This window comes from Bacillus sp. EU52 (genome assembly GCF_037964975.1).
GTDB lineage: Bacteria > Bacillota > Bacilli > Bacillales > Bacillaceae > Bacillus > Bacillus subtilis.
This window is the reverse complement of sequence record NZ_CP150177.1, coordinates 1,582,222-1,606,561: the sequence shown is the minus strand read 5'-3', so window position 1 is coordinate 1,606,561 and position 24,340 is coordinate 1,582,222. Positions and strand designations below refer to the sequence as shown.

23 protein-coding genes are annotated in these 24,340 nt (G+C 45.1%); 1 reads left to right on the top strand and 22 read right to left on the bottom strand.

The genetic code is table 11. The features are described from left to right. Positions 1-58: 58 nt before the first annotated feature. The 16 genes from NSU05_RS08370 to NSU05_RS08295 all read right to left on the bottom strand — a co-directional run bounded on the left by NSU05_RS08370 (position 59) and on the right by NSU05_RS08295 (position 17,470). Positions 59-703 carry a thiamine diphosphokinase gene (locus NSU05_RS08370; RefSeq protein WP_003245470.1) on the bottom strand — a complete coding sequence of 215 codons (645 nt, stop codon included), beginning with the start codon at positions 701-703 and terminating at the stop codon, positions 59-61. A 72-nt stretch (positions 704-775) separates the two neighbouring features. Then, positions 776-1,429: a ribulose-phosphate 3-epimerase gene (gene rpe, locus NSU05_RS08365; protein WP_029726492.1), complete on the bottom strand. Its 654-nt coding sequence runs from the start codon at positions 1,427-1,429 to the stop codon at positions 776-778. A gap of 4 nt (positions 1,430-1,433) precedes the next feature. Continuing rightward, positions 1,434-2,330, bottom strand: coding sequence for a ribosome small subunit-dependent GTPase A (gene rsgA / locus NSU05_RS08360; protein WP_014476783.1), 897 nt, complete (start codon positions 2,328-2,330; stop codon positions 1,434-1,436). Positions 2,331-2,344: 14 nt separating this feature from the next. Beyond that, positions 2,345-4,291, bottom strand: coding sequence for a serine/threonine protein kinase PrkC (prkC, locus tag NSU05_RS08355; RefSeq protein WP_015252109.1), 1,947 nt, complete (start codon positions 4,289-4,291; stop codon positions 2,345-2,347). Beyond that, complete coding sequence (gene prpC / locus NSU05_RS08350; RefSeq protein ID WP_014479762.1) at positions 4,285-5,049, bottom strand: protein-serine/threonine phosphatase PrpC; 765 nt, start codon at positions 5,047-5,049, stop codon at positions 4,285-4,287. Before prpC ends, prkC begins: the two co-directional genes overlap by 7 nt. A gap of 6 nt (positions 5,050-5,055) precedes the next feature. Then, the gene (rlmN, locus tag NSU05_RS08345) at positions 5,056-6,147 is read right to left on the bottom strand and encodes a 23S rRNA (adenine(2503)-C(2))-methyltransferase RlmN (RefSeq protein ID WP_021479310.1); all 1,092 of its coding nucleotides are present in this window, start codon (positions 6,145-6,147) and stop codon (positions 5,056-5,058) included. A gap of 3 nt (positions 6,148-6,150) precedes the next feature. Continuing rightward, positions 6,151-7,494, bottom strand: a complete 1,344-nt coding sequence (gene rsmB, locus NSU05_RS08340; protein ID WP_021479311.1) for a 16S rRNA (cytosine(967)-C(5))-methyltransferase RsmB — start codon at positions 7,492-7,494, stop codon at positions 6,151-6,153. Then, the gene (fmt, locus tag NSU05_RS08335; RefSeq protein WP_038428942.1) at positions 7,481-8,434 is read right to left on the bottom strand and encodes a methionyl-tRNA formyltransferase; all 954 of its coding nucleotides are present in this window, start codon (positions 8,432-8,434) and stop codon (positions 7,481-7,483) included. The genes rsmB and fmt overlap by 14 nt, the downstream gene beginning before the upstream one ends. Before the next feature lie 4 nt (positions 8,435-8,438). Continuing rightward, on the bottom strand, positions 8,439-8,921 hold the full coding sequence (gene def / locus NSU05_RS08330; RefSeq protein ID WP_038428941.1) for a peptide deformylase: 483 nt from the start codon (positions 8,919-8,921) through the stop codon (positions 8,439-8,441). A 26-nt stretch (positions 8,922-8,947) separates the two neighbouring features. Beyond that, the gene (gene priA, locus NSU05_RS08325; RefSeq protein ID WP_046381013.1) at positions 8,948-11,365 is read right to left on the bottom strand and encodes a primosomal protein N'; all 2,418 of its coding nucleotides are present in this window, start codon (positions 11,363-11,365) and stop codon (positions 8,948-8,950) included. After that, the gene (coaBC, locus tag NSU05_RS08320; protein WP_017694849.1) at positions 11,362-12,582 is read right to left on the bottom strand and encodes a bifunctional phosphopantothenoylcysteine decarboxylase/phosphopantothenate--cysteine ligase CoaBC; all 1,221 of its coding nucleotides are present in this window, start codon (positions 12,580-12,582) and stop codon (positions 11,362-11,364) included. The genes priA and coaBC overlap by 4 nt, the downstream gene beginning before the upstream one ends. An 82-nt stretch (positions 12,583-12,664) precedes the next feature. Next, positions 12,665-12,868, bottom strand: a complete 204-nt coding sequence (gene rpoZ / locus NSU05_RS08315) for a DNA-directed RNA polymerase subunit omega (protein WP_003221520.1) — start codon at positions 12,866-12,868, stop codon at positions 12,665-12,667. A gap of 3 nt (positions 12,869-12,871) precedes the next feature. Then, a complete protein-coding gene (gene gmk, locus NSU05_RS08310) occupies positions 12,872-13,486 on the bottom strand; it encodes a guanylate kinase (RefSeq protein ID WP_003232083.1) in 615 nt (204 codons plus the stop codon). Positions 13,487-13,493: 7 nt separating this feature from the next. Next, positions 13,494-13,763, bottom strand: coding sequence for an extracellular matrix/biofilm regulator RemA (remA, locus tag NSU05_RS08305; protein ID WP_003154355.1), 270 nt, complete (start codon positions 13,761-13,763; stop codon positions 13,494-13,496). A 76-nt stretch (positions 13,764-13,839) separates the two neighbouring features. Further along, positions 13,840-14,715 (bottom strand): YicC/YloC family endoribonuclease, encoded by an 876-nt coding sequence (locus NSU05_RS08300; RefSeq protein WP_015252115.1) that lies wholly within the window; start codon positions 14,713-14,715, stop codon positions 13,840-13,842. Positions 14,716-14,797: 82 nt separating this feature from the next. Next, positions 14,798-17,470: a calcium-translocating P-type ATPase, SERCA-type gene (locus tag NSU05_RS08295; protein WP_046381012.1), complete on the bottom strand. Its 2,673-nt coding sequence runs from the start codon at positions 17,468-17,470 to the stop codon at positions 14,798-14,800. A gap of 121 nt (positions 17,471-17,591) precedes the next feature. Between NSU05_RS08295 and rqcH the strand changes: the two genes are divergently transcribed. Continuing rightward, positions 17,592-19,304, top strand: coding sequence for a tRNA modification protein RqcH (gene rqcH, locus NSU05_RS08290; RefSeq protein WP_046381011.1), 1,713 nt, complete (start codon positions 17,592-17,594; stop codon positions 19,302-19,304). 39 nt (positions 19,305-19,343) lie between these two features. On the opposite strand, the gene sirC is transcribed toward rqcH, so the two are convergent. The 6 genes from sirC to cysP form a co-directional block, all read right to left on the bottom strand. After that, a complete protein-coding gene (gene sirC, locus NSU05_RS08285) occupies positions 19,344-19,832 on the bottom strand; it encodes a precorrin-2 dehydrogenase (protein ID WP_046381010.1) in 489 nt (162 codons plus the stop codon). After that, complete coding sequence (gene sirB / locus NSU05_RS08280) at positions 19,813-20,598, bottom strand: sirohydrochlorin chelatase (RefSeq protein ID WP_015252119.1); 786 nt, start codon at positions 20,596-20,598, stop codon at positions 19,813-19,815. Before sirB ends, sirC begins: the two co-directional genes overlap by 20 nt. A 2-nt stretch (positions 20,599-20,600) precedes the next feature. Further along, a complete protein-coding gene (gene cobA, locus NSU05_RS08275) occupies positions 20,601-21,374 on the bottom strand; it encodes a uroporphyrinogen-III C-methyltransferase (RefSeq protein ID WP_128471777.1) in 774 nt (257 codons plus the stop codon). 98 nt (positions 21,375-21,472) lie between these two features. Next, on the bottom strand, positions 21,473-22,066 hold the full coding sequence (gene cysC, locus NSU05_RS08270; protein ID WP_015252120.1) for an adenylyl-sulfate kinase: 594 nt from the start codon (positions 22,064-22,066) through the stop codon (positions 21,473-21,475). Positions 22,067-22,078: 12 nt separating this feature from the next. Then, complete coding sequence (gene sat, locus NSU05_RS08265) at positions 22,079-23,227, bottom strand: sulfate adenylyltransferase (RefSeq protein ID WP_038428937.1); 1,149 nt, start codon at positions 23,225-23,227, stop codon at positions 22,079-22,081. A gap of 48 nt (positions 23,228-23,275) precedes the next feature. Continuing rightward, positions 23,276-24,340 carry a sulfate permease gene (gene cysP / locus NSU05_RS08260; protein ID WP_029317784.1) on the bottom strand — a complete coding sequence of 355 codons (1,065 nt, stop codon included), beginning with the start codon at positions 24,338-24,340 and terminating at the stop codon, positions 23,276-23,278.

Sequence of the window (24,340 nt, the reverse complement as noted above, 5' to 3'; positions counted from 1 at the left end):
TATAACGTCCCGTAACCGCCTTGTTCATTGTTTTCAGCAATTGAATGAAAGCACATGCTTAATCCGTGCTTCTTATCATTATTAATATGCCTTTTGCAAACGAAAAAGTACCTCGTGAATGAATGAGTTCGTTACTAATACATAGTGTTGAACCGAGCGTAATATGACAATTATTTAGAGGATATTTAAAACCGGTCAGGGTCAGCTCATGTATGTCTTCGGAAAACGGTATGAAGGAGATATATCGCTTATTTTCATCCTTCTCAATATCATATTCACCAGGAGGGAACATTTGAATATGATTTTGTTTGTCTATCAGCCTAATTTTTATGTTCGTTTTTACACCTTTATACAGAAGCTGAATGTTTCCTAAAAAATGATCAGCTCTGCCGCCTGTAATGCCGAAAATCTGAATAATATCCGGCTGCTTTTCCAGCGCCCAATCAAGGGCGAGGTCTAAATCTGTTTGATCTTTTTCTGCTTGATACACATGAAGGGCGGGAGCGGCTTTTTCTATTCGCCGGCGTTCTTGCTCCGTTATGCTGTCAAAATCTCCGAAGGCTTCAACAGGAATGATCCCGGCATCTAAGAGAGTGACGGTGCCTTTGTCAACACCGATCCAAAGCGTGTGTTCATCCGTATAGCCGGTTAGATCGGGAATGAGATTTTTCGGGCCTCCCGCAACGATATTAATTGTTTTCATCTCTGATTCCTTTCTCTGCATACAGGAAAAAGAGCTTAGGCTATTGTATGCCCAGCTCTTTTCTAAAGCTGCTTATTTACTTCCTCTGATTTCAGAAATTGCTTTTTTGCGGTCAGACTGGCCATAAACAGCTGAACCGGCAACGAGTAAATTTGCGCCCGCTTCAATGACGAGCGGAGCGGTTTCTTTGTTGACGCCGCCGTCTACTTCAATGAACAGATCTTTTTTTCCTTTTTCATCCGCCATTCGCTTAACCTCTTTTATTTTAGGAAGGACTGAATGAATAAATTTCTGCCCGCCGAAGCCCGGGTTCACCGTCATTAAAAGAACAAGATCAAGATCGTCGAAAACATGTTCGATGACTTGTACAGGGGTATGCGGGTTTAGAACTACTCCGGCCTTCACTCCTTGCTCTTTAATGAGCTGGATGGTACGGTGCAGGTGCGGACATGCCTCAGCATGCACAGACAGGATATCTGCGCCTGCTTTCGCAAAAGCCGGGATATAACGATCCGGCTCTTCTATCATTAAATGGACATCAAGCGGCAGATCCGTTACCGGCCGGACCGCTTCTACAATCAGCGGACCGATTGTGATATTCGGGACAAAACGGCCGTCCATAACATCAATATGAATACAATCGGCTCCGCCTTTTTCTACATCTTTAATCTCATTGCCTAAAGCGGCAAAATCAGCGGAAAGAATAGATGGTGCAACCTTTATCATTATGCTAATACCTCGGCTTTCTGTCTTTAATCTCCGTCATAAATTCAACATAATGGTCATAGCGATACTGCTTTAATTCCCCGTCTTCAACAGCTTGTTTCACCGCACATTTCGGCTCTTTCAGATGTAAACAGCCTCTAAATTTGCATGAAGCGCTTTTTTCTCTGATATCAGGGAAGGTATAGCCCAGCTCTTCTTCCTCAATGTCTGTAAATTCAAGCGAGCTGAATCCCGGTGTATCTGCAACCAAACCTCCGGACGTGTGAATCAGCTCCACGTGGCGGGTTGTGTGTTTCCCGCGGCCCAAATGCTCGGAAATCTCGTTTGTTCTTAATCCGAGCTCCGGACTGATCGCGTTGAGAAGCGAGGATTTCCCAACACCGGACTGACCGGCAAATACCGTTGTTTTATCCTGAAAATGCGGGATGATGTCCGCTAAACTATCTTGGTCCTTAGAGGAGGTAAGGTATACGTCATAACCAATATTCCGATAGTCCTCTGCATAGGCTTGTATCGTATCTTCTGTATCTTGATCTTCAATCAGATCCATTTTAGTAATGCATATAATCGGCTGAATATCATTGGCCTCAACGAGAACCAGGAAGCGGTCGAGCAATGCCGTGCTGAAAGAAGGCTGAACCGCTGAGAAAACCAGGACCGCTTGATCAACGTTGCAAATTGGCGGCCTGATAAGCTCGTTGGTTCTTTCTTTAATTTCCATTAGATATCCTTCTTTGTCATTTTCAGCTTGATACACAACGTAATCACCGACAAGAGGGGTAATTTTGTTTTTTCTGAAAATGCCTCTTCCTCTGCATTGTATTACTTTATCTGAATCCTCTGATTCATCCAGTACATAGTAAAAGCCGCTTAGCGCCTTAATAATTTTGCCCTCAGGCATATTTTCCCTCCTTGTTATTCATCTTTCGGATACTCAATGGTTTTGTAGCTGACAACTTTATTGTTTACCATTACTTGATAGTACCCTTTTTGGCCGGGTTCAATCTTTAGTTCGATCGTTCGTTCAGTCGGCTCTTTTATCTTAAATTCTTCGTAAGTGTCAGAGATGCTGTGATCCGCATCGTCAACTGCGATTTGCACTTGAAGCTCGTCCCCTTCATTTTCTGGTTCGTAGGGGATCTTGACCTTTTCTTTCACTGTTTTCGCAGGTTTTTTCTCTGGTCCGAGAGAGAATGTCACTTCAACTTCGTTTCCCGGCTTTACTGCCGTACCTGCTGCTGGTTTTTGTTTGACAACCTGTCCTTCTGGAACATCATCTGAATAAGCTTCTTTTTCTACAAGCTTCAATCCGTTGTCTTCCAGATATCCAGACGCTGCTTCTTTACTGTAGGTTTTCAAGTCTCTAAGCGTAATATCTTCGGGTCCGATACTGACTGTAAGTTTGACTTGATCTTCACTCGGGACAAGCTCAGTCCCTGCTGAAGGATTTTGGTCAATGACAGTGCCCGCATTTTTCTCGTCATTCACTTCATTTACTGTTACATGTTTAAACCCTTGGTCCTTCAACGCTTTTTTTGCCTGGTCGACCGTTTGGCCTGTCACATCACCGATCTCCGTTTTTGCTTTTCCGGTGCTCTTATAAAGGGTGACCGTGGCGCCTTCTTTGACCGTGGTATCCGCTTTAGGATCCGTTTTTACCATCAGGCCCTCTTCAATTTTTTCATCTGAGATTTCCAACACCTCGGAATCAACCTGTAAACCTTCTTTTTCCAAGAGCCCTGCGGCTTTTTCGTATTCCATTCCGGAGACATCAGGTATTTTGACATCCTTAGGCATGAAAAGCGACGGAAAAACAGTGACAGCAAGAATTCCAGCTGTGATAAAAACGAGGCATATCGTGAGCAAAACCCACGGCCACTTTTTTCTTTTGCCGTTTTTCTTTGTTTTGTTTTCTTGTGCGGTTGTCACTTCAGCTTCTTTTTCGCCAGCAGCTTTAGCGAGTTCTTCATCTTTAATGATAGGTATCGCTTTTGTCATTTCTTCATCTTCTTGAATCGTAAATCTCTTTTCATTGAGTCTGTCGGCATCAAAAGCTGTTTTTATGTCTGCTTCCATGTCTTCAGCCGTTTCGTAGCGATGAAAAGGATCTTTGGCAGTTGCCTTGAGTATGATGTTTTCAACGCTTTGGGGGACCGATGGATTCCACCTTTTTGCCGAAGGAGTTTCCGCTTGAAGATGCTTCAAGGCGATGCTGACTGCTGACTCTCCATCAAACGGAATACGGCCGGTTAAAAGCTCAAATAGAACGATTCCAAGCGCATAAATATCCGATTTCTTTGTGGCTAAGCCGCCTCGGGCCTGTTCAGGTGATAAGTAATGGACCGAGCCCAGAACTGAATTGGTATGGGTGATTGTGGTCGAACTTAGTGCCGTCGCAATTCCAAAATCCGTTACTTTGATATTTCCCATATGATCAATCAAAATGTTATGCGGCTTGATGTCTCTGTGAACAATCTGGTTTTGATGGGCATGAGCGATGGCTGAGACAATTTGCTCCATGATGTTCAGCGCTTCTTTAGGGTGAAGCGGCCCATTTGCTGTTATGTATTCTTTAAGCGTCATGCCTTCAACGTATTCCATGACAATATAATAAATATCATCTTCCTCGCCCAAATCGTAAATGCTGACAATATTCGGGTGATCGAGGCTTGATGCGGATTGGGCTTCTCTGCGGAAACGTCTGATAAATTCATTGTCATTTGCATAGTCAAACCGCAGGATTTTAATTGCGACTTCACGGTCTAGAATGATATCCTCAGCTAAATACACGTTGGCCATTCCCCCGCCACCTATAACGCGGAGAATTTGGTAACGCCCGCTGATCCGCTTGCCGATTAGCACTGATCTTCACCCTCTTCAACTTGTAAAGCAAGCTCAAGCAAAACTGCTGTTATGTTGTCTTCTCCGCCATTCTGATTGGCTTTGTCCACAAGCAGGTTTACTTTTTCCTGAGGAGCTGAATCGCTTTGCAGGATGTCTTTTAACTCAGTGCCTTCCACTTTATTCGTCAGTCCGTCAGAACATAGAAGCAGTTTGTCTCCGGGTTCTATATCAAAGGAACGGGTGTCAATGCTGACTGACTGGTCTGTTCCAAGCGCCTTCGTCAACACATTTTTTCGCGGATGATGTTCAGCGTCTTCTCTGGAAATCTCTCCAGTGCGAACCAGTTCATTTACAAGCGAATGGTCTTCTGTCACTTGAACGAAATCATCGTCCTGAAGCAAATAGCATCTGCTGTCTCCGATATGGGCAACAGAAACCGTTTTCCCCGTAAAAAGCGCACATACAATCGTCGTCCCCATGCCTTGGCATTCTTCGTGGGCTTGAGCGTGATCGTATATTTTGCTGTTTACCGAAAGAATCTGTTCAATGAGCCATTTTTCACATTCCGAGGGCGCAGTTGGAATCGTCTCTGCTTCATTCCATTTCTCCCCCATGGCTTTCACAGCCATCTTGCTCGCAACATCTCCAGCAAGATGGCCGCCCATGCCATCAGCGACAACCGCTAATATAAATTCATCTTTCCCCTTGAATATCCCCGCATCATCTTCATTATGCTGGCGGATTTTTCCTGTATCTGTTTTTAAGGCTGTTAACAACCCTCATCACCTCGTCTCGTCTTGACGCTCCTTCGCGCGAAGCTGACCGCAGGCTGCGTCAATGTCATGTCCTTGCTCTCTTCGGATTGTGACATTTACTCCGCGGGATTTCAGCGTTTTTTCAAAAGCAAAAATCTGATCACGCGGTGTGCGCACATAGTCCCGTTCAGGCACGTAGTTTACCGGAATCAAGTTCACGTGGCATTTGACTCCTTCCAGCAAGTCGGCAAGCTCTTCGGCGTGTTCCACCTGGTCGTTTACGCCTCCGAACAGCCCGTATTCAAAGCTGATGCGGCGTCCTGTTTTATTAATATAATATTTAACGGCTTCCATTAGATCAGGCAGTTTATATGCTCTGTTAATCGGCATCAAACGGCTTCTGATTTCTGTGTTCGGCGCGTGCAGAGAAATTGCAAAGTTAATCTGCATTTGCTGATCAGCAAATTCGTAAATTTTCGGGATGATTCCACTCGTAGAGACCGTAATATGGCGAGCACCGATATTCAGGCCCTTGTCATGGTTAATGATTTTCAAGAAAGCGAGCATTTCGTTAAAGTTATCAAAAGGTTCGCCGATTCCCATGATCACGACAGAGCTGACGCGTTCATCCGTTTCATCAAGAGCTTTTTGCACTTTAACTACTTGAGCGACAATTTCCCCCGCTTCAAGGTTTCGTTTTAAGCCTCCAAGCGTTGACGCGCAAAATGTGCAGCCAATACGGCAGCCGACTTGTGTCGTTACACATACAGAATTGCCATACTCGTGTCTCATTAAAACGGTTTCGATGGTATAACCGTCATGAAGCTCAAACAAAAACTTCATCGTACCGTCTTGAGAGGTTTGTTTAACAGCCGTTTTCAGCGTTGTTAACACAAAGTGAGTGTTTAATTTCTCACGCAGATCCTTTGAGAGGTTTGTCATTTCTTCAAAAGAAGATACGCGTTTTTCATATAGCCATTCAAAAATCTGAGCCGCACGGAACGGTTTCTCTCCGTTGTCTGTCAGCCATTGTTTAATTTCGTCTAATTCAAAAGAATAAATCGACGGACGATCTGTCCGCAATTCTTTTCTTACTTTTGTTTTATTAAGTTCTGCCATTGCTTATCCCTTCTTTCTCATGCTGCAAATAAAGAAACCATCTGTTCCGAAATAATGAGGAAGGATTTGAAGCCTTCCATCCCGAACAAAGGGTCTCACCTTTTCAGGCAGCCGCTTTTCAAGAGACAAATCGGGTTCAAAATCAGGATGTTCTTGTATAAACGCATGTATTACTTCATCATTTTCTGTCCGGTCCATTGTACACGTACTGTAGACAAGAGTGCCACCTTTTTTTACTAATGGTGCGATTTCCCTCAGGATCGACAGCTGGATTTCAGCTAGACGCGCGCTGTCGTCAGGCTTTTTCGTGTATTTCATGTCCGGCTTTCTTCTGATAACACCGAAACCTGAGCACGGAGCATCAACCAATATCCGGTCAAACTGTTCGTTTTCAAACGTTTCCCCCGCTTTTCTCGCATCCATTGTCTCCGCATGAATGATTGTCAGGCCAAGACGGTTTGCCGCTTCTTTGATCAGCTTCACTTTATGTTTGTGAAGATCAAGCGACGTAACGCTCCCCTTGTTCTTCATTAATTCTGCGATATGAGCTGACTTGCCGCCAGGCGCCGCACACGCGTCAAGCACTGTTTCATCAGGCTTAGGATCAAGGGCGCGGGCGACGAGCATGGAGCTCTCATCCTGGATGGATACTTCGCCGTTTTGGAAGAAATGAGTTCCGGCAATTGATCCCTTTAAGAGCTTCACAGCATCTTCAGCGAGATCGCCTTTTTCAACTTCGATTCCCTCAGCAGCCATTTGGTCAAGCAGCTCAGCTCTGTCTGCTTTCATTTGATTGACACGCAGCGTCTGCTTCGGCGGAATGAGGTGGATACGGCAAATCTTTTCGGCCGCGTCAAACCCATACGCATCCGCCCACTCTTTCACAAGCCATTCCGGATGGCTTGTTTCTGTCGCCAGCCTGCGTACAGGATCTTCGATGGCGTCAAAGGATGGAACACCTTCGCGCTGGATAGAACGAAGCACGCCATTGACAAAAGAAGCAATGCCTTTGTGTCCGCGGATTTTAGCAATCTCAACCGCTTCATGGATGGCTGCCCTGTCTGGAATCTTCTCTAAATACTCCATTTGATATAAGGATAGGCGAAGAAGCTGAATCACCCACGGCTTTACCTTTTGAGGCTTATTGATAAACGGTTTAAGCATATAATCAAGCGCGATCTTATTTTGTAATGTACCATAGACAAGTTCAGTCAAAAGCCCTCTGTCCTGATCACTCAGTTCATTTGATTTAATGACCGATTTCAGCAGCAGGTTGCTGTATGCCTGGTTTTGTTCTAATTTGATCAGCGCCTCAAGGGCGATGTCACGAACACTAGTTTTTTTCATTGTTTACTCCTAACACATCACCGACTTCAACATGAGCGCCTCGCACAAAGTCTTCGCCTTTCATTCGTTTTTTGCCTGCCGGCTGGAGTTCGGTTAATAACAGAGCCGTCTCGTTACCTGTGGCAACGATAATCCCTTCCTTTTCAACCGCAACGACTGTGCCTGGCTCAGCTTTGGTTGGTGCGGGTGTTTTTTTGGATTCCCACACTTTCAAGTTTTGTCCATTAAGCGTCGTATAGGCAACAGGCCATGGATTTAAGCCGCGGATCTGGTTGTAAAGCTCTTCGCCCGTTCTGGACCAGTCGAGCAGCTCTTGCTCTCTTTTAATGTTAGGCGCGTATGTCGCTTTCTCTTCATCCTGCTTTTCAGGTGAAATGCTGCCGGCAATAACGTTTGGAACCGTTTCTGACAATAGCTTCGCGCCAGCAACGCTTAATTTATCGTGCAGTGTTCCGACATTGTCGGTTTCTTCAATGTCCACTTCCACTTTTGAGATCATGTCCCCGGCATCCAATTTTTCTACCATATACATAATGGTAACCCCGGTTTTTTTCTTTCCCTGCAGAATGGAATAATGGATCGGAGCACCGCCGCGCAGTTCCGGCAAAAGGGATGCGTGAACGTTAATGCAGCCGTATTTTGGACTGTCGAGAAGCTCTTTAGGCAAAATTTGTCCGAATGCCGCCGTTACAATCAGGTCAGGCTTTAATGCCAGCACTTTCTCAATTTCTTCTGTCAATCTGACTTTTTCCGGCTGAAGAACCGGGATGCCGTGACGCAATGCCTCTTCCTTGACCGGAGGAGGTGTCATGACTTTTTTTCTGCCCTTCGGACGGTCCGGCTGTGTGACGACCCCCACTACTTCATATCCGTCCTCAATCAGGGTTCTTAAAACAGGAACTGAAAAATCTGGCGTTCCCATAAATACGATTCTCGTCATCAAATCATCCTTCCATATCCGCTAGTTCATCTTCTGTATAGTATTTACTTATTTTAGATGTAAACAACACACCGTCTAAGTGGTCCATTTCATGCTGCACGGCTCTTGCTAAAAAGCCTCGCGCTTCCAGAATGAACGGTTTTCCCTGACGGTTAAACGCACGCACTTTGACATAATCGGCACGTGTGACATCACCATAGACGCCAGGAAAGCTCAAGCATCCTTCAATTCCGGTTTGCTCGCCGCTTTTTTCTAAAATTTCAGGATTAACGAGATCAATTCTCCCTCTGTCATCCCCGATGTCTACAACGGCCGCTCTTTTTAAAATGCCGATCTGGGGCGCTGCCAGTCCGACTCCATCCATTTCAAGCATGGTGTCGTACATATCGTCAAGCAGTTTTTTTAATTTTTTATCAAAAACAGTCACGGTTTCCGCAGGTGTTTCCAAAACCTCCGCAGGATGTGTGACGACCTTTTTTGCTGCCAATTTGTTACCCTCCAAGACGTGAGATCTTACATCATCATATAAGGATTCATATCAATTGAAATCATTACATGTTTTTGTTCAATTTCGCGTTTATAATGTTCCAGTATCTTCTTCAATAAAGCAGATAACTGGGTTTCCTGTTTGTATTTTATCACGCATTGATAGCGATATCTATCTTTGATCCTGGCTATCGGCGACGCGCTTGGTCCGAGAATTTTCGTGTCAGCTCCGCAGTTTGCTTTCAAAAAATGAGCGATCTTTTCAGCTGTAACCGCTGCTTTCGCCACTTCCTCATGAGAAACAGTCACAAGAGCCAAATAGTAGTATGGCGGATAGGATTGCTCTCTCCTGTGCGCCATTTCATGCTGATAGAACGTTTCATAATCGTGTGTTTTCGTCAGCTGGATACTGTAATGAGACGGTGTATACGTTTGAATGATGACATGGCCGGGCTTTTCATGCCTGCCTGCCCGGCCGCTGACTTGCGTTAACAGCTGAAATGTTTTTTCAGCCGATCTGAAATCAGGAATATGAAGTGTTGTATCAGCACTTAACACTCCGACAAGCGTGACATTCGGAAAATCAAGCCCTTTCGCGATCATTTGCGTTCCGAGAAGAATATCCGCTTTTCCTTCTCCGAAAGCTGACAGTAATTTTTCATGGGCGCCTTTCCGTGATGTCGTGTCAACATCCATCCGAATCACTCTCGCACTTGGCAGCACTTTTGTCAGCTCTTCCTCCACTCGCTGTGTTCCCGTTCCGAAAAAGCGGATATGCTCGCTTGCGCATTCAGGACAAGTGTGCGGAACAGGCTCTTCATGTCCGCAATAATGGCATTTCAGCCTTTGGCCGTAACGATGATACGTCATGGAAATGTCGCAGTGCGGGCATTGCGGGACATAGCCGCAATCCCTGCACATCACAAAGGAAGAATAGCCCCTCTTATTTAAAAACAGCACCGCCTGCTCACCCTTGGCAATCGTTTCTTCAAGCTTTTCCATCAATTCAACTGAAAACATCGAGCGATTGCCGTTTCTAAGCTCCTCTCTCATATCGACAAGCGAAACCTCGGGCATCACCCGATGGTTAACACGGTGCTTCAGTGAAAGAAGCTCGTATACGCCCTTTTGCGCTCTAGCATATGATTCTAATGTCGGCGTAGCACTCCCTAATACAACCGGGCAGCTGTGATGCTCAGCCCGCTTGATTGCCACCTCTTTCGCATGATAGCGCGGCATTTCTTCCTGTTTATAGGAAGACTCGTGCTCTTCATCGATGATTATCATTCCGAGATTTTCAAACGGAGCAAAAATGGCGGATCTGGCACCGACGACAAGCCGTACTTCCTTCCGGTGGATTTTACGCCACTCGTCATATTTTTCTCCTGTGGATAAACCGCTGTGCATGACTGCCACCTGGGAGCCGAAGCGGCCCTTGAAGCGGTTGACCATTTGCGGCGTCAGCGATATTTCCGGTACGAGGACGATGGCTTCTTTTCCTTTCGCCAGTACTTTTTCAATTGATTGCAGATAAATTTCGGTTTTTCCGCTTCCTGTCACGCCGTGAAGGAGGAACACTTTATGCTCATCGCTGTCCAATGTCTCGCGTATGGGCTCGAAGGCAGCCCTCTGTTCGTCTGTCAGCGGCAGGGGCTCTGTTTTTTTGAACATTTTGTCCTGATAGGGATCTCTGTAAACCTCTTCATAGCTTTCCTTCAAAAGCCCTTTTTGGATAAGGGTTTTGATGGTTGCAGAGCTCGTGTCCGTTTTTTTGCACAATTCCGCCGCAGGAATTTTCACACCTTCCGGCTCAGAGATGAGAAAGTGAAGAATCGCCTGCTGTTTTGCTGCTTGGCGGGACAATCCCTCAGCCTGCTTAGCAAGCTCTTCTTTACTCGCATTTGCCTGAATATGCCTGACCATTTTTTTATTGGTTTTTTGCGCGACTTTATACGTCACGTCAATGTCCCCTTTTTGAACATGCCTTTGAATCAGTTTCAGCGTCTCATGATCGGGTATATCTGAATACAGCAGCGTCTTTGTTTCAGAAAACAGCCGTTCCACTTGCGGCGGAAGATCGGCTTCGTGTGCAATTTTTAATTCTTTTTCATATTTCGCCTTTAAGGCGGCAGGCAGCATTGCTTGAAGCGCCGTTATTTTAAAAGACAGCGTTTTGTCTGACAGCCATGATGACAGAATCATAAGCTCCTCTGTCAGAACAGGTGTAAGATCTAATAAATCCTCTACTTCCTTGACAGATTTTCCCGATAGGTCAGATGCTTCTTTGACTGCTGTCACAAACCCTTGAATCTTACGGGGGCCAAACGGAACAATGACCCGCATCCCCGTTTTGATCATGCCCTTCAGATGGTCTGGGATTTTATAATCAAAAGGCCTGTCTATATTTTTGGTGCTGACATCAACGATGACTTCTGCAAAATTCATGAGCGCTCTCCGGTTTGTTTTGAGAGGGCTGCGATCTCCTGAAGGATTTCAAAAGAAACATCGAGCTTAGACATAATCGGGAGTTCGCGTTTATGCCCGTCTTTGAAAAAGATTGTCACGATATTCGTATCAGCACCAAAACCGGCCCCATTTGCTTTCACATCATTTGCCACAATCAAATCAAGGTTTTTAGCGGCGAGCTTTTTACGTGCATAGTGTTCAATGTCTTGTGTTTCGGCGGCAAATCCGACCAAAATCTGCTCTTTCTTTTTCTCGCCCAATTCTTTCAAAATATCGACTGTTCTTTTCAGTTCTAAGGTCATGCCGCCGTCTTGTTTTTTCATTTTATGGTCAAATACTGTTTTCGGCGTAAAATCGGCTACCGCAGCTGTTTTAATGACTATATCGCTTGCGTCATACACAGAGAGCACAGCTTCGCGCATATCCGCAGCCGATTGAACAGGGATAAACTCAGCAAGGCCTTTAGGCTGATCAAGTGAAACAGGCCCAGAAATTAAGGTTACCCGTGCGCCGAGCTGAACAGCAGCCTCCGCTAGTGCGTAGCCCATTTTGCCCGTCGATTTATTGGTAAAAAACCGGACAGGATCAACCGCTTCCCGCGTTGGGCCGGCTGTAATGACCACATGCTTGCCTTCTAAAGGAGCGGATGTTTCTTCAGCAAAATGTTTTTCGGCCAGCTTTACGATGTTTTCCGGCTCTTCCAATCTGCCTTTTCCTACGTAACCGCATGCTAAATAGCCCTCACTTGGCTCAATAAAACGATAACCGTCCTGATAAAGAACAGAAATGTTTCGTTTGACTGCCGGGTGGTCATACATATGAACGTTCATCGCCGGCGCGATCCAAACGGGAGCCGTTGCTGCCAACAATGTTGTCGTCAGCATATCATCAGCGATGCCGTTTGCCAGTTTTCCAATCACATTAGCCGTAGCCGGCGCTACAATAATCAAGTCGGCCCAGTCTGCGGCATCAATATGAGAAATGACGCTTGGATTTTGTTCTTTAAATGTATCTGTATAGACTTCGTGGCGGCTCAATGCCTGAAATGTCAGCGGTGAAACGAATCGGCAAGCGGATTCAGTCATAATCACTTTGACATTTGCTCCTGCCTGAACCAGCTTGCTCGTTAACGCACAGGCTTTATAAACAGCGATGCCTCCGCTCACGCAAAGTAACACATTTCGATTGTTTAGCAATGAATTCTCCCCCTCTGCACTTTACAAAACCGCACGGAAAAAAATAACAACCTACATGTGATATAGGTTGCTACTTGTGCTACTATTCGCGGTCTTCCTTTTCAAACGAAAGCAGGCCTGCATCAATTTCTTCTAAAGCTTTGCCTACATATTTGTGTGAAATCGTATGTTCAATCATTTGGTCTTTTTTGATTTGCATTTCACGTGCGCGTCTCGCAGAAACAGTCACCAGCGTATATTTTGAATCTAATTTATTCATTAAAGAATCAATTGACGGATCTAACATTGATTATTCAACCTCCAGCATTTTCTTATATCTTGGTGCAACGCGTTCACGCTTCAAATGTTCAGCAAGAACGATTGCTTTGATTTTATCGCAAGCCGTTTCGACATTATCGTTTTCAACGACATAGTCATAAGCATCCATCATTTCGATCTCAGCTTTTGCGGCTTTCATTCGATTTTCAATCAGAGCGTCTGTTTCTGTGCCTCGTGTCACGATTCTGTTTTTCAGTTCAGAAAGGCTTGGAGGCGCAAGGAAAATAAATAGGCCTTCCGGGAAAGCATTTCTCACTTGAAGAGCCCCTTGAACTTCAATTTCTAAAAAGACGTCTTTTCCATCTTGAAGCGTCTGTTCAACATAATCGACTGGCGTGCCGTAATAATTGCCGACATACTCTGCCCATTCAAGCAGCTTGTTGTCCGCAATCATTTGTTCGAATTCGTCTCTTGTTTTGAAAAAATAATCGACTCCGTTCACTTCGCCCTCTCTTGGACTTCTTGTGGTTACTGAAATCGAATATTCAAATTTTGTGTCTTCCTGCGAAAAGATCGCTTGTCGAACCGTTCCTTTACCAACTCCTGAGGGACCTGAGAGAACGATTAATAACCCTCTTTCTTTCATGCGGCAATTACCCCTGCCCTTCATCCATAATTTCTTCTTTAACAGAAAGTCTGTGTGCAACTGTCTCAGGCTGGACGGCAGATAAGATAATGTGATCACTATCCATGACGACAACTGCACGGGTTCTTCGTCCGTATGTAGCGTCAATTAGCATTCCGCGGTCTCTTGCATCCTGAATCATCCGTTTGATTGGCGCAGACTCCGGGCTGACAATCGAAATCATCCGATTGGCGGAGATGATATTGCCAAATCCGATATTAATCAGTTTAATCGTCATCTTCTACGTTCCCCCTGTAAAATAGACGTCTCTAGTTTAGCCTAGTAAGACCGTCTGTAAACAATACGCACAGTCACTATTCTATATTTTGCACTTGTTCTTTTATTTTTTCAATAGAACTTTTCATTTCAACGACAAGCTTTGTGATCTGATGATCATTTGCTTTTGAGCCGATCGTATTTGCTTCCCGATTGAGCTCCTGAACAAGAAAGTCGAGTTTGCGCCCGACAGCTCCGCCACTAGCTAATATATCACGAAACTGGGCGAAGTGGCTCTTCAGCCTTGTAATCTCTTCAGTGATATCAGAGCGGTCTGCAAAAATAGCGCATTCTGTTACAAGCCGGCTCTCGTCTAATACGTCTTCAGTCCATTCTTTGATTCTGGCGTACAGCCGTTCCCGGTAACGAGATACGACATCTGCAGCCAGCAATTCAGTTTCTCTCACCAGCTCTTCAAGCTGATCAATATGCATCAGGCAGTCTTTCGCTAAGAGCAGCCCCTCTTTTTCACGCATTTCACAGAGACCTTTTACCGCTTCTTCTGCAGCATCGATGATCAACGCCTCCAGCTTGTCATTTTGCGTCTGTTCTTCATGAATCTGGACGACATGATCAAGCTTAAAGAAATCCATTACATCGGGCTCTGCAGACAATTGATACCGCTTCTTCATATCTCTCGCGGCTGCGACAAACTCATCGAGCAGCGGCCAATCAATTTCAAGCCTTTTCTCAACAAGCATATCGCTGTCAACAGATACGAAAAGCTCAATTCTTCCGCGCTGAATATGCTGCAGAATGGTCTGTTTCAGCTTATCTTCAAAATATAGCAAAGGCCTTGGCAAACGAGCGTTCACTTCTTTAAATCTGTAGTTCACAGATTTAAGTTCAACGCTTACAGAGAGATCGTCTTGTGTTTTGCTTGCACTGCCGAAGCCTGTCATACTTCGTATCATTTTAAAACACCCAATTCTTCCCTGTTCTCATAATAAAAGGGCAATAGACACGCTATTACCCCTAAGATTATATCATATGAATTTATTTTTTTCTTGTTAAAAGTGACCCCGCCAGCAAAAAAGTAGGGATCGCGGACATACCGATGACGAGCATCCAGTCCCCCGGCGTGATGGCTACAGTATGGAAAATCGGCTGAAGCGGCGGATAGTAGATTACTACAAGCATCAGCAAAATGGATGACAATACCGCGCCGATTAAATACAGGTTTTGAAACGGATTTCTAGAGAAAACAGAAGTTTCGCTGCGGCAGTCAAACACGTGAATAAGCTGAGCGAGCACCAATGTGGCAAACGCGATCGTCTGGGCATAAGCCAAGTTTTCCGGATTGCGGTGGTACACAATGATAAACGCTAAAATAGTGGCAACTCCGATTAAAAATCCTCTGGAAACGACCTTCCATCCTAGCTTGCGGGCAAATACCCCTTCTTTCGGATGACGGGGCTTGCGCTTCATGACATCTCCTTCCGGCTGATCCATGCCGAGCGCCATTGCCGGCAATCCGTCCGTCACCAAGTTGACCCACAAAATCTGAATCGGAACGAGCGGTAAAGGAAGGGCGAGCAGCATCGCAAACAGCATGACAAGGATTTCTCCGACGTTAGACGCCAACAGGTATCTGATAAACTTCCTGATATTTTCGTAGATGTTCCTGCCTTCTTTTATCGCCGATTTAATCGTCGCAAAATTATCATCCACGAGAACAAGAGATGATGCTTCTTTGGCCACATCTGTCCCGGTAATGCCCATAGAGACGCCGATATCAGCTTGTTTAATGGCAGGAGCATCATTGACGCCGTCTCCCGTCATCGCCACAATATGCCCGTTCTCCTGATAGGCTTTTACGATTTTTAGTTTATGTTCAGGGGAAACGCGGGCAAATACATACACATCCTCCACCACATGAGAAAGCTCTTCTTCAGAAAGTTCATTCAGCATCTTGCCGTCCATGATTTTGCCGCTTTTCGGAAGGAGGCGCAAGTCTTTCGCTATCGCTTTAGCGGTTTCTACATGATCACCTGTAATCATAACGGTCTTAATTCCTGCTTCACGGCATTCTTTTATCGCCTGCCTGACTTCCGGCCGCGGGGGATCAATGATACCTGAAAGGCCAAGCATGGTCAGATCTTTTTCCGCCTGCTCCATTGACGGTGTTTCGCCTGCTTTTATCGGCCTGTAGGCGACCGCTATCGTTCTGAGTGCCTGTGATGCCAAATGTCTTAATACCGCCTCTGTTTCTGCTTTTCTTTCATTTGAAAAAAGAGCCGCTGAGCCGTCATAATAAATACGGGAAGATCGCTGCATCAGTACATCCGGTGCACCTTTTGTAATGATATAGCGCTTTCTGTCTTGATCCTCTACGATGACAGTCATCATTTTCCGTGCAGAATCAAACGGAAATTCTTCGATCACCCGGTAGTTTGATTCAACAAACTCCTTTGAAAAACCGCCTTTTCTTGCCGCGGTGAGCAGCGCTCCCTCTGTCGGATCTCCGTCAAGCACATATTCGCCGTCTCTTTTCTCAATATTGGAGTTGTTACAAAGCGCTCCGAACAGAAGCATCTGCTGAAGCGGCTTATGTTCATTGACACTGATCTCTTTTTCGTTTAGTGTGAAGCTTCCTTTCGGTTCATAGCCGGCCCCTGCCACTCTCCATGTTTTCCCTCCGGACCAGACATGTGTCACCGTCATTTTGTTTTGGGTCATTGTCCCTGTTTTATCTGAACAAATGATAGACGCACACCCAAGCGTTTCAACAGCAGGAAGCTTTCTAACAATGGATTTTTGTTTAATCATCCGCTGTACACCAAGCGAAAGCGCCACTGTCACAATCGCCGGCAGCCCCTCCGGAATAGCGGCTACCGCTAACGAGACACCTGCTAAAAACATACTGTACAGATCATGACCCTGAATAACACCGACAGCAACGACAAGTACGGTCAGAAGCAATGCAACAACAATCAAAATCTTCCCGAGCTGCTCCAGTCTTCTTTGCAGCGGGGTTGACAATGTCCCTGCCGATTCAAGCATGTCGGCAATTTTCCCCATAGCCGTATTCATTCCTGTCCCGACGACAACCCCCACACCGCTGCCGCGGGTCACAATCGTACCCATAAATGCCATATTGGTAATATCGCCAAGTGAAACATCCGGTTTTTTCAATTTATCAGCATGCTTCACAACCGGGATTGATTCCCCGGTCAGCGCTGATTCTTCTATTTCAAGGCTTCTCGCTTCAACAATTCGAACGTCTGCGCCAATTCTGTCCCCGCTCGTAAATTTCACAATATCCCCCGGCACAAGTTCCTTAGAAGGAATCTTTGTCCAGCTTCCTTCCCTGAGTGCCATGACATGCGGTGTTGAAAGCTCTTTTAAAGCCTGAAGAGATTGCTCAGCACGCCTTTCTTGAAAGAAACCGAGTATGCCATTCACAAACACAATCGCAATAATCGCAACCGCATCTACATATTCACCAAGAAAACCTGAGATTAACGTTGCCGCCAGAAGAACAAGCACCATAAAATCTTTGAACTGCGCGAAAAACAAGAGAAGCGCTGAAGTTTTTTTCCCTTCTTGCAGCTCGTTTGGTCCATGCTTGTCAAGACGTTTTTTTACCTCTTTTTCAGTTAATCCTTGTTTCATGGACGTATTGGTTGCCTCTAGTAAATCTGTTTGTCCCATTTCATGAAACTTCATTCCGCTCGTCCACTCCCCTGCTCTCTTATAGAGATATCACTCTATAAGCATGCTTATTCTGACTCGTCCCATTTCATGCTATAATTATCGAATGCAGGAAGAATGAGAGGGTGTATTGCATATGTCGTTTGATGGCATGTTTACATACGGAATGACACACGAACTTAACGAGAAAATAATGGGCGGACGAATTACAAAAATCCATCAGCCATATAAGCACGATGTGATTTTCCACATCCGTGCCAAGGGAAAAAACCAAAAACTATTATTATCGGCACATCCGAGCTATTCACGGGTGCATATCACGACACAAGCTTATGAAAATCCAAGCGAACCGCCAATGTTTTGCATGTTGCTGAGAAAGCATATCGAAGGCGGATTCATTGAGAAAATTGAACAAGCGGACTTAGACCGCATTATGATTTTTCATATCAAAAGCCGAAACGAAATTGGCGATGAAACCGTACGAAAGCTTTATGTAGAAATTATGGGCCGCCACAGCAATATCATTTTGACTGACGCAGCAGAAAATGTGATCATCGACGGACTTAAGCATTTATCACCGTCAATGAACAGCTACCGTACAGTACTGCCCGGCCAAGATTATAAGCTTCCGCCTGCTCAGGACAAAATATCGCCTCTTGAGGTGTCAGAAGATGATATTTTGCGTCACCTCAGCTTTCAAGAAGGAAGGCTTGATAAACAAATTGTCGACCACTTTTCAGGCGTGTCTCCGCTTTTCGCCAAAGAAGCGGTTCACAGAGCAGGCCTTGCCAACAAAGTCACACTGCCAAAAGCGTTGCTGGCACTGTTTGCCGAAGTGAAAGAGCACCGTTTCATTCCCAACATTACGACTGTAAACGGAAAGGAATATTTTTATTTACTGGAGCTGACTCATCTAAAGGGCGAAGCACGCCGTTTTGATTCATTAAGCGAACTGCTCGACCGTTTTTATTTCGGAAAAGCTGAACGAGACCGGGTCAAGCAACAGGCTCAGGATCTTGAGCGTTTTGTTGTGAACGAACGGAAGAAGAATGCCAACAAAATCAAAAAATTAGAGAAAACCCTGGAGTATTCGGAAAACGCGAAGGAATTTCAGCTTTACGGAGAGCTTTTAACCGCTAATTTATATATGCTAAAAAAAGGTGATAAACAGGCTGAGGTCATCAATTATTATGATGAAGAAAGCCCGACAATCACGATTCCTTTAAACCCGAACAAAACGCCTTCTGAAAACGCACAGGCCTATTTCACGAAGTATCAGAAAGCGAAAAATTCGGTCGCAGTTGTCGAGGAGCAAATCAGGCTGGCACAGGCAGAGATCGAATATTTTGATCAGCTGATTCAGCAGCTTTCGTCCGCTTCTCCCCGGGATATCAGCGAAATCAGGGAAGAGCTTGTTGAGGGCAAATATTTACGCCCTAAGCAGCAAAAAGGCCAGAAAAAGCAAAAACCGCACAATCCGGTGTTAGAAACATATGAATCCACCTCAGGCCTGACTATTTTAGTGGGTAAGAACAATCGTCAAAATGAATATTTAACGACCAGAGCGGCGGCCAGAGACGATATCTGGCTTCACACGAAGGACATTCCCGGCTCCCACGTTGTGATCAGAAGCAGCGAACCGGATGAGCAAACAATCATGGAAGCCGCGACAATTGCAGCTTATTTTTCAAAAGCTAAAGATTCAAGTTCAGTGCCTGTAGATTATACAAAAATCAGACATGTCAAAAAACCAAACGGCGCGAAACCCGGTTTCGTCACCTATGACAGCCAGCATACCGTCTTTGTCACGCCTGATGCTGATACTGTCATCAAGCTCAAAAAAAGCTGAGCCGCATAAAGAAAAGCCAGAGCATTTGTATGCTCTGGCTTATTTCTTTCTTCTCACCTGATAAAGCCTGTTCACTTCAGCAATAAAATCGCCGTCAATCAGCTTATCCACGTTTTCAGCAAGCTCTTTCGTGTGCTTTGGACTGGCTCCGCTTGTAGAAACAGACACAGTGACATGCCCTCTTTTTACGATTTTCGGCATATATACATTGCCAAGCTCAGCGTCACTGACACAATTGACAAGCTGAAAAGGCGAAGCGGATTGGGCAATTTCTTTATTCACTGCCGCATTATCCGTCGCAGCAATAATGAAGAAAGCATTGAGATAATCTTCTTTTGCAATTGTCCGTTTTTCCCATTTGATACGCCGCTCTTCTGCCATTTGCTTGATTTCCGGTTCAACATCCGGACTGACGAGCGTTATATCAGCTCCCTCAGAAATCACCGTTTTCAGCCTTCTGAGAGCGATGCTGCCGCCTCCCGCAATCACAACCTTCTTCTTTTCCAGGCTAATGTGCAGCGGAAGCATATGAACCTCCATCAAAATCAAATTGTCCCTCAGAATTTGCCGCAGTTTCTCTCACACGGTTCAAAAATGCGTTTTTCACATGAGGATGAAAACCGATATAGGAAGAGAGGTAGACGTTCGGATTATGGGCTTTTAATTTCTGAACCTCTCGTTCGATTTCATTCATCAGCATACCCGTAAAAAGCAAATATGGAACGATAAAGGTTGTTGTGCCGTCATCTTTTTTAAGTTCTGAAAAAACCTCTTTGTAATTAGGGCCGCATGCTGTCAAAAAGCACGGAATGACTTCCTTGACTGGAACCATTTCCTGAAGAAGATTAGCAATTCCGGTTACGTCTCTTTTGACATCTGGATCTGAACTTCCCCTTCCGATGAGCACCACTCTGGCATTTTCATACGGAACACCTATGTCTTTCATTCGGTGATATACAGCCTTGACTACTTCTTCGTCAATCCCGATCGGCTTTCCGTATGAAATGCGGACTGATGGATATCGAGATGCAACACGGACAATTTCTTCCGGAATATCATGTTTTGCATGCGCAGCTGTTAAAAGAAGCAGAGGCACCACTGCGATATGAGTGGCGCCTTGCTTCACACATGCTTCAAATCCTGTCTCAATTGTCGGCTCCTGAAGCTCTAAAAAGCTGATTTCTTGTACTGGCACAGAGATGTGGGCCTTGCATCCTTCCAAAAAGGCTGCGGCTTCTTGCTGCGCTTTTTTGACCCGGCTGCCGTGGCCGACATATAAAATTGCTTGTTTCATTTTTACAACGCCTCGCTTAAATCTTGTTTTTTCAGTTCAGATTCAAACCATTCCAGCTTATAGTGATAATTTACAACATTTCCAATGACAATTAAACTCGGATTTGTAATGTTTTCTTTTACCACTGTTTCTGAAAGGGTGTCAACTGTACAAAAAACAGATTTTTGCTTGTCCGTTGTTCCCCAATGAATAAAGGCTGCCGGCGTAGAACCGTCCCGGCCGTTTTCAAGGAGTTTTCTTTCAATCTGCTGCACGTTTTTGATACCCATATAGATGACAAGTGTATCAATTCCTGTAGCCAGCGCTTTCCACTTTTCCTCAAAATCTTCTTCTTTTTTATAATGACCCGTTACAAAAGCGACGTTAGAGCCCGCCTCCCGATGAGTAACAGGAATCCCGGCATAAGCGGCTGCCGCGATTCCAGACGTAATGCCGGGGATGATTTCAAACGGAATTCCGTTTTCAGAGAGACATTCCGCTTCTTCTCCCCCCCTGCCGAACACAAAAGGGTCTCCGCCTTTCAGCCTGACAACGGTTTTCCCTTTTTGCGCATACTTTACAAGAAACCGATTGATGGTTTCTTGCTTCATCGTATGAAAATCTGGAAGCTTCCCGCAGTAGATCAGGTCTGCTTGCTCTTTGGCATATTGTAAAATCTCTTTATTTACTAATCTGTCATATAAGATGACATCAGCTTTTTCAATGGCTTTCAGCGCTTTAATTGTCAGCAGATCAGGGTCACCGGGACCCGCTCCTACAATATATACTTTCCCCATCGTATTTCCCCCGATCTATTCGAGTTCTTCCAGAGCATTCGCTGTGATGATGTTCTCGCTTGCATTCCGGCATCTGAGAAGAACGCAGCAGATCATATTCAGCTCAATTTTTGTTTAACAAACTCGATCAGCTGATTTTTACACGCTTCACGGTCATGCTGTCCTGAATCAAGAACGAGCTCTGGAGCTTCCGGTTCTTCATAAGGAGAATCAATTCCTGTAAAGAACGGAATCTCGCCGTTTCTTGCTTTTTTGTAAAGCCCTTTCGGATCTCTTTGTTCACAAATATCAAGGTCGCATTTAATGTAGACTTCATTAAATTCGCCCGCTTCCACAAGCTCGCGAACCTGTTGCCTGTCCTCGCGGAAAGGAGAGATAAAAGCAGTAATCACAATGGTTCCCTGCTGAACAAAAAGCTTTGCCACCTCTCCGATTCGGCGGATGTTTTCTTTTCGGTCTTCATCAGAAAAACCAAGATCCTTATTTAAACCGTGACGGATATTATCCCCGTCAAGCACAATCACTTGGTAGCCTTGCTCAAACAATTCTCTCGCAGCGGCGTTGGCAATCGTTGATTTGCCTGAGCCGCTTAACCCTGTCAGCCAGAGAATGGAGCTTTTATGCTTGTTTTTTTGCTGGTACTCTTCTTTTGTGATAGAGGCTTCATGCCATACAATATCGCGATTTGTCACTGCCAGTCCTCCTTAAGATACGCCTACTTCTTCTTTTTTCTTCATCCCTTTGATTAACACTTCTACGACTTCTTTTCGACTGAATTCAGCAGGCGGCAGCACACCGTCTCTCAGCATACCTCTTACCTTAGTGCCTGATAAAATGACGTGATGCTCTCTGCCATGAGGGCATGTTTTCGCTGTTCCCATATTTCCGCATTTTTTACAGAAGAAGCTGTGCTCAAATTTCAGCGGTGTAATTCCGAGTTCTTCAGGTTTAAATGTGTCAAACAGCTCCTGTGCTTCGTATGTTCCGTAATAGTCGCCTACACCTGCATGATCACGGCCGACGATGAAATGTGTGCAGCCGTAGTTCTTTCTGACAAGCGCGTGGAAAATTGCTTCTCTCGGGCCTGCATAACGCATCGCCGCTAAAAAGACACCAAGGAAAACGCGATCTTTCGGGTAATAATGATCAAGAAGCACTTGGTAGCTTTCCATCCGTACATCAGCTGGAATGTCATCAGATTTTGTTTCACCTACTAACGGATTCAAGAACAAGCCGTCTACTGTTTCAAGAGCCGTTTTTTGAATGTATTCATGCGCTCTGTGAACAGGGTTTCTTGTTTGGAAACCGACAATGGTTTCCCAGCCTTTTTCCGCAAACTGGCGTCTCGTTTCTAACGGTTCAAATGTAAATTCAGGGAACTGTTTTGAAGCTTTTTTAATCAACGTAATCGGCCCGCCGACATATGTATTGCCGCGGCTGAACAGCTTTTTAACACCAGGATGCCCCTGTTCATCTGTTTTGTACACATTGACAGCTTCTTTTTGTTTGTCAGGCACGTACAGGTCTTCGATTTGGATAACGCCGTATGTTTCTCCTTCATACGCTAATTTTACCGTTTCACCAACTGACAGTTCCGCTGCTTTTTGCGCATCGACCGGAAGCGTGATTGGAAGAGACCAGACAACGCCGGAAGAAAGACGCATGTTTTCGACAACAGATACGTAATCTTTTTCATTAAAGAAACCTTCAATCGGGCTGTATGCACCGATACCGATCAATTCCAAATCCGCGAAAGAAATTAAATCAAGTTCAATTTCTTTTTGAATGCCGCTCACATCATATGATTCATCTACTCTGTTTACTAATGTTCCTCCGTGTGGTGCTAAGCTCATAATATCCATCTCCTCCTAGTTAACTAATAAATTTACTCAGATTAATGATCAGATTCCCCCGCCTTGTTCGTGGACTGAGCGTCTCTCTTTACGAATGGCCTTTGTCAGGCTGACGGCACCGCCCGCCGCTAAAAGCACACTTACCATGATAAAGATCGAATAATAATCTGCTTTTAAAAACAAGGATACAAGCAGATAAGAAATCGATAAAGATAAAAACGGCGATACGATCCATACCTTCAGCATCGTTTGAACAACTTGTTTATGGAACACGTTCGGACCGTTTTTTGCCATGCCTATTCCGATAATAGACGATGACGTGACTTGCGCCAAGGGCACCGGCATCCCAAATACAGAACTGATGATCACCAGTCCCGCTCCTGTACCGGATAAGAGAATGCCTTCCCCTTTGGAGAATCTCGTAATTTTCTTCCCGTTTGTTTCTAGCACTCGCCGGCCTAATAACAGTGCGCCAAGAGCAACAAAAGCTCCTCCATACAAGGTTCCTTTTCCGACATCAAGCACACCGGCAGCTACTAACGGGCCAACAGCATTCGCCACGTTATTCATGCCGGCAGAGAATGCTTCGAAAAATCCGGCAACTAACAAAACAATGCCGAGGATTTTTTGCTTTTTAGAAGATTTTACTTCAATCTTAAAATAACGAAACAGCTTAGATACGAAATAGGTGAAGCCGAAAGCGAACAGCGGGACAAAAACCCAAAATGACACAATGATCAGAAGATTGTTCACAAACAATACTTTATAAGCCACTCCCACGCCGACAACCGCGCCGACTGTTACTTCACTTGTCGACAAAGGAATGCCGAGCAGATTAGCAGTAAAGAGCGACAGGGCAGCAGCTCCAATAATGATGCAAACAATCGTCAGTGTAATCGTCTGCTCAGGAATAATGCCGGAGCTGATTGTTTTTACAACCTCGCCTCCGCCAATGACCGCCCCGGCAAAGACACCGACTGCGCATAGGATCAAAGCGTAGGTTTTCTTTTTGATGGCTCCGGAGCCGTAAGCAACCCCCATCGAAGCTGCAGCGCCGCTTGCACCAATATTCATCGCGAAAAACAAGCTAAATAAAATAGCGGCTAATTCCAT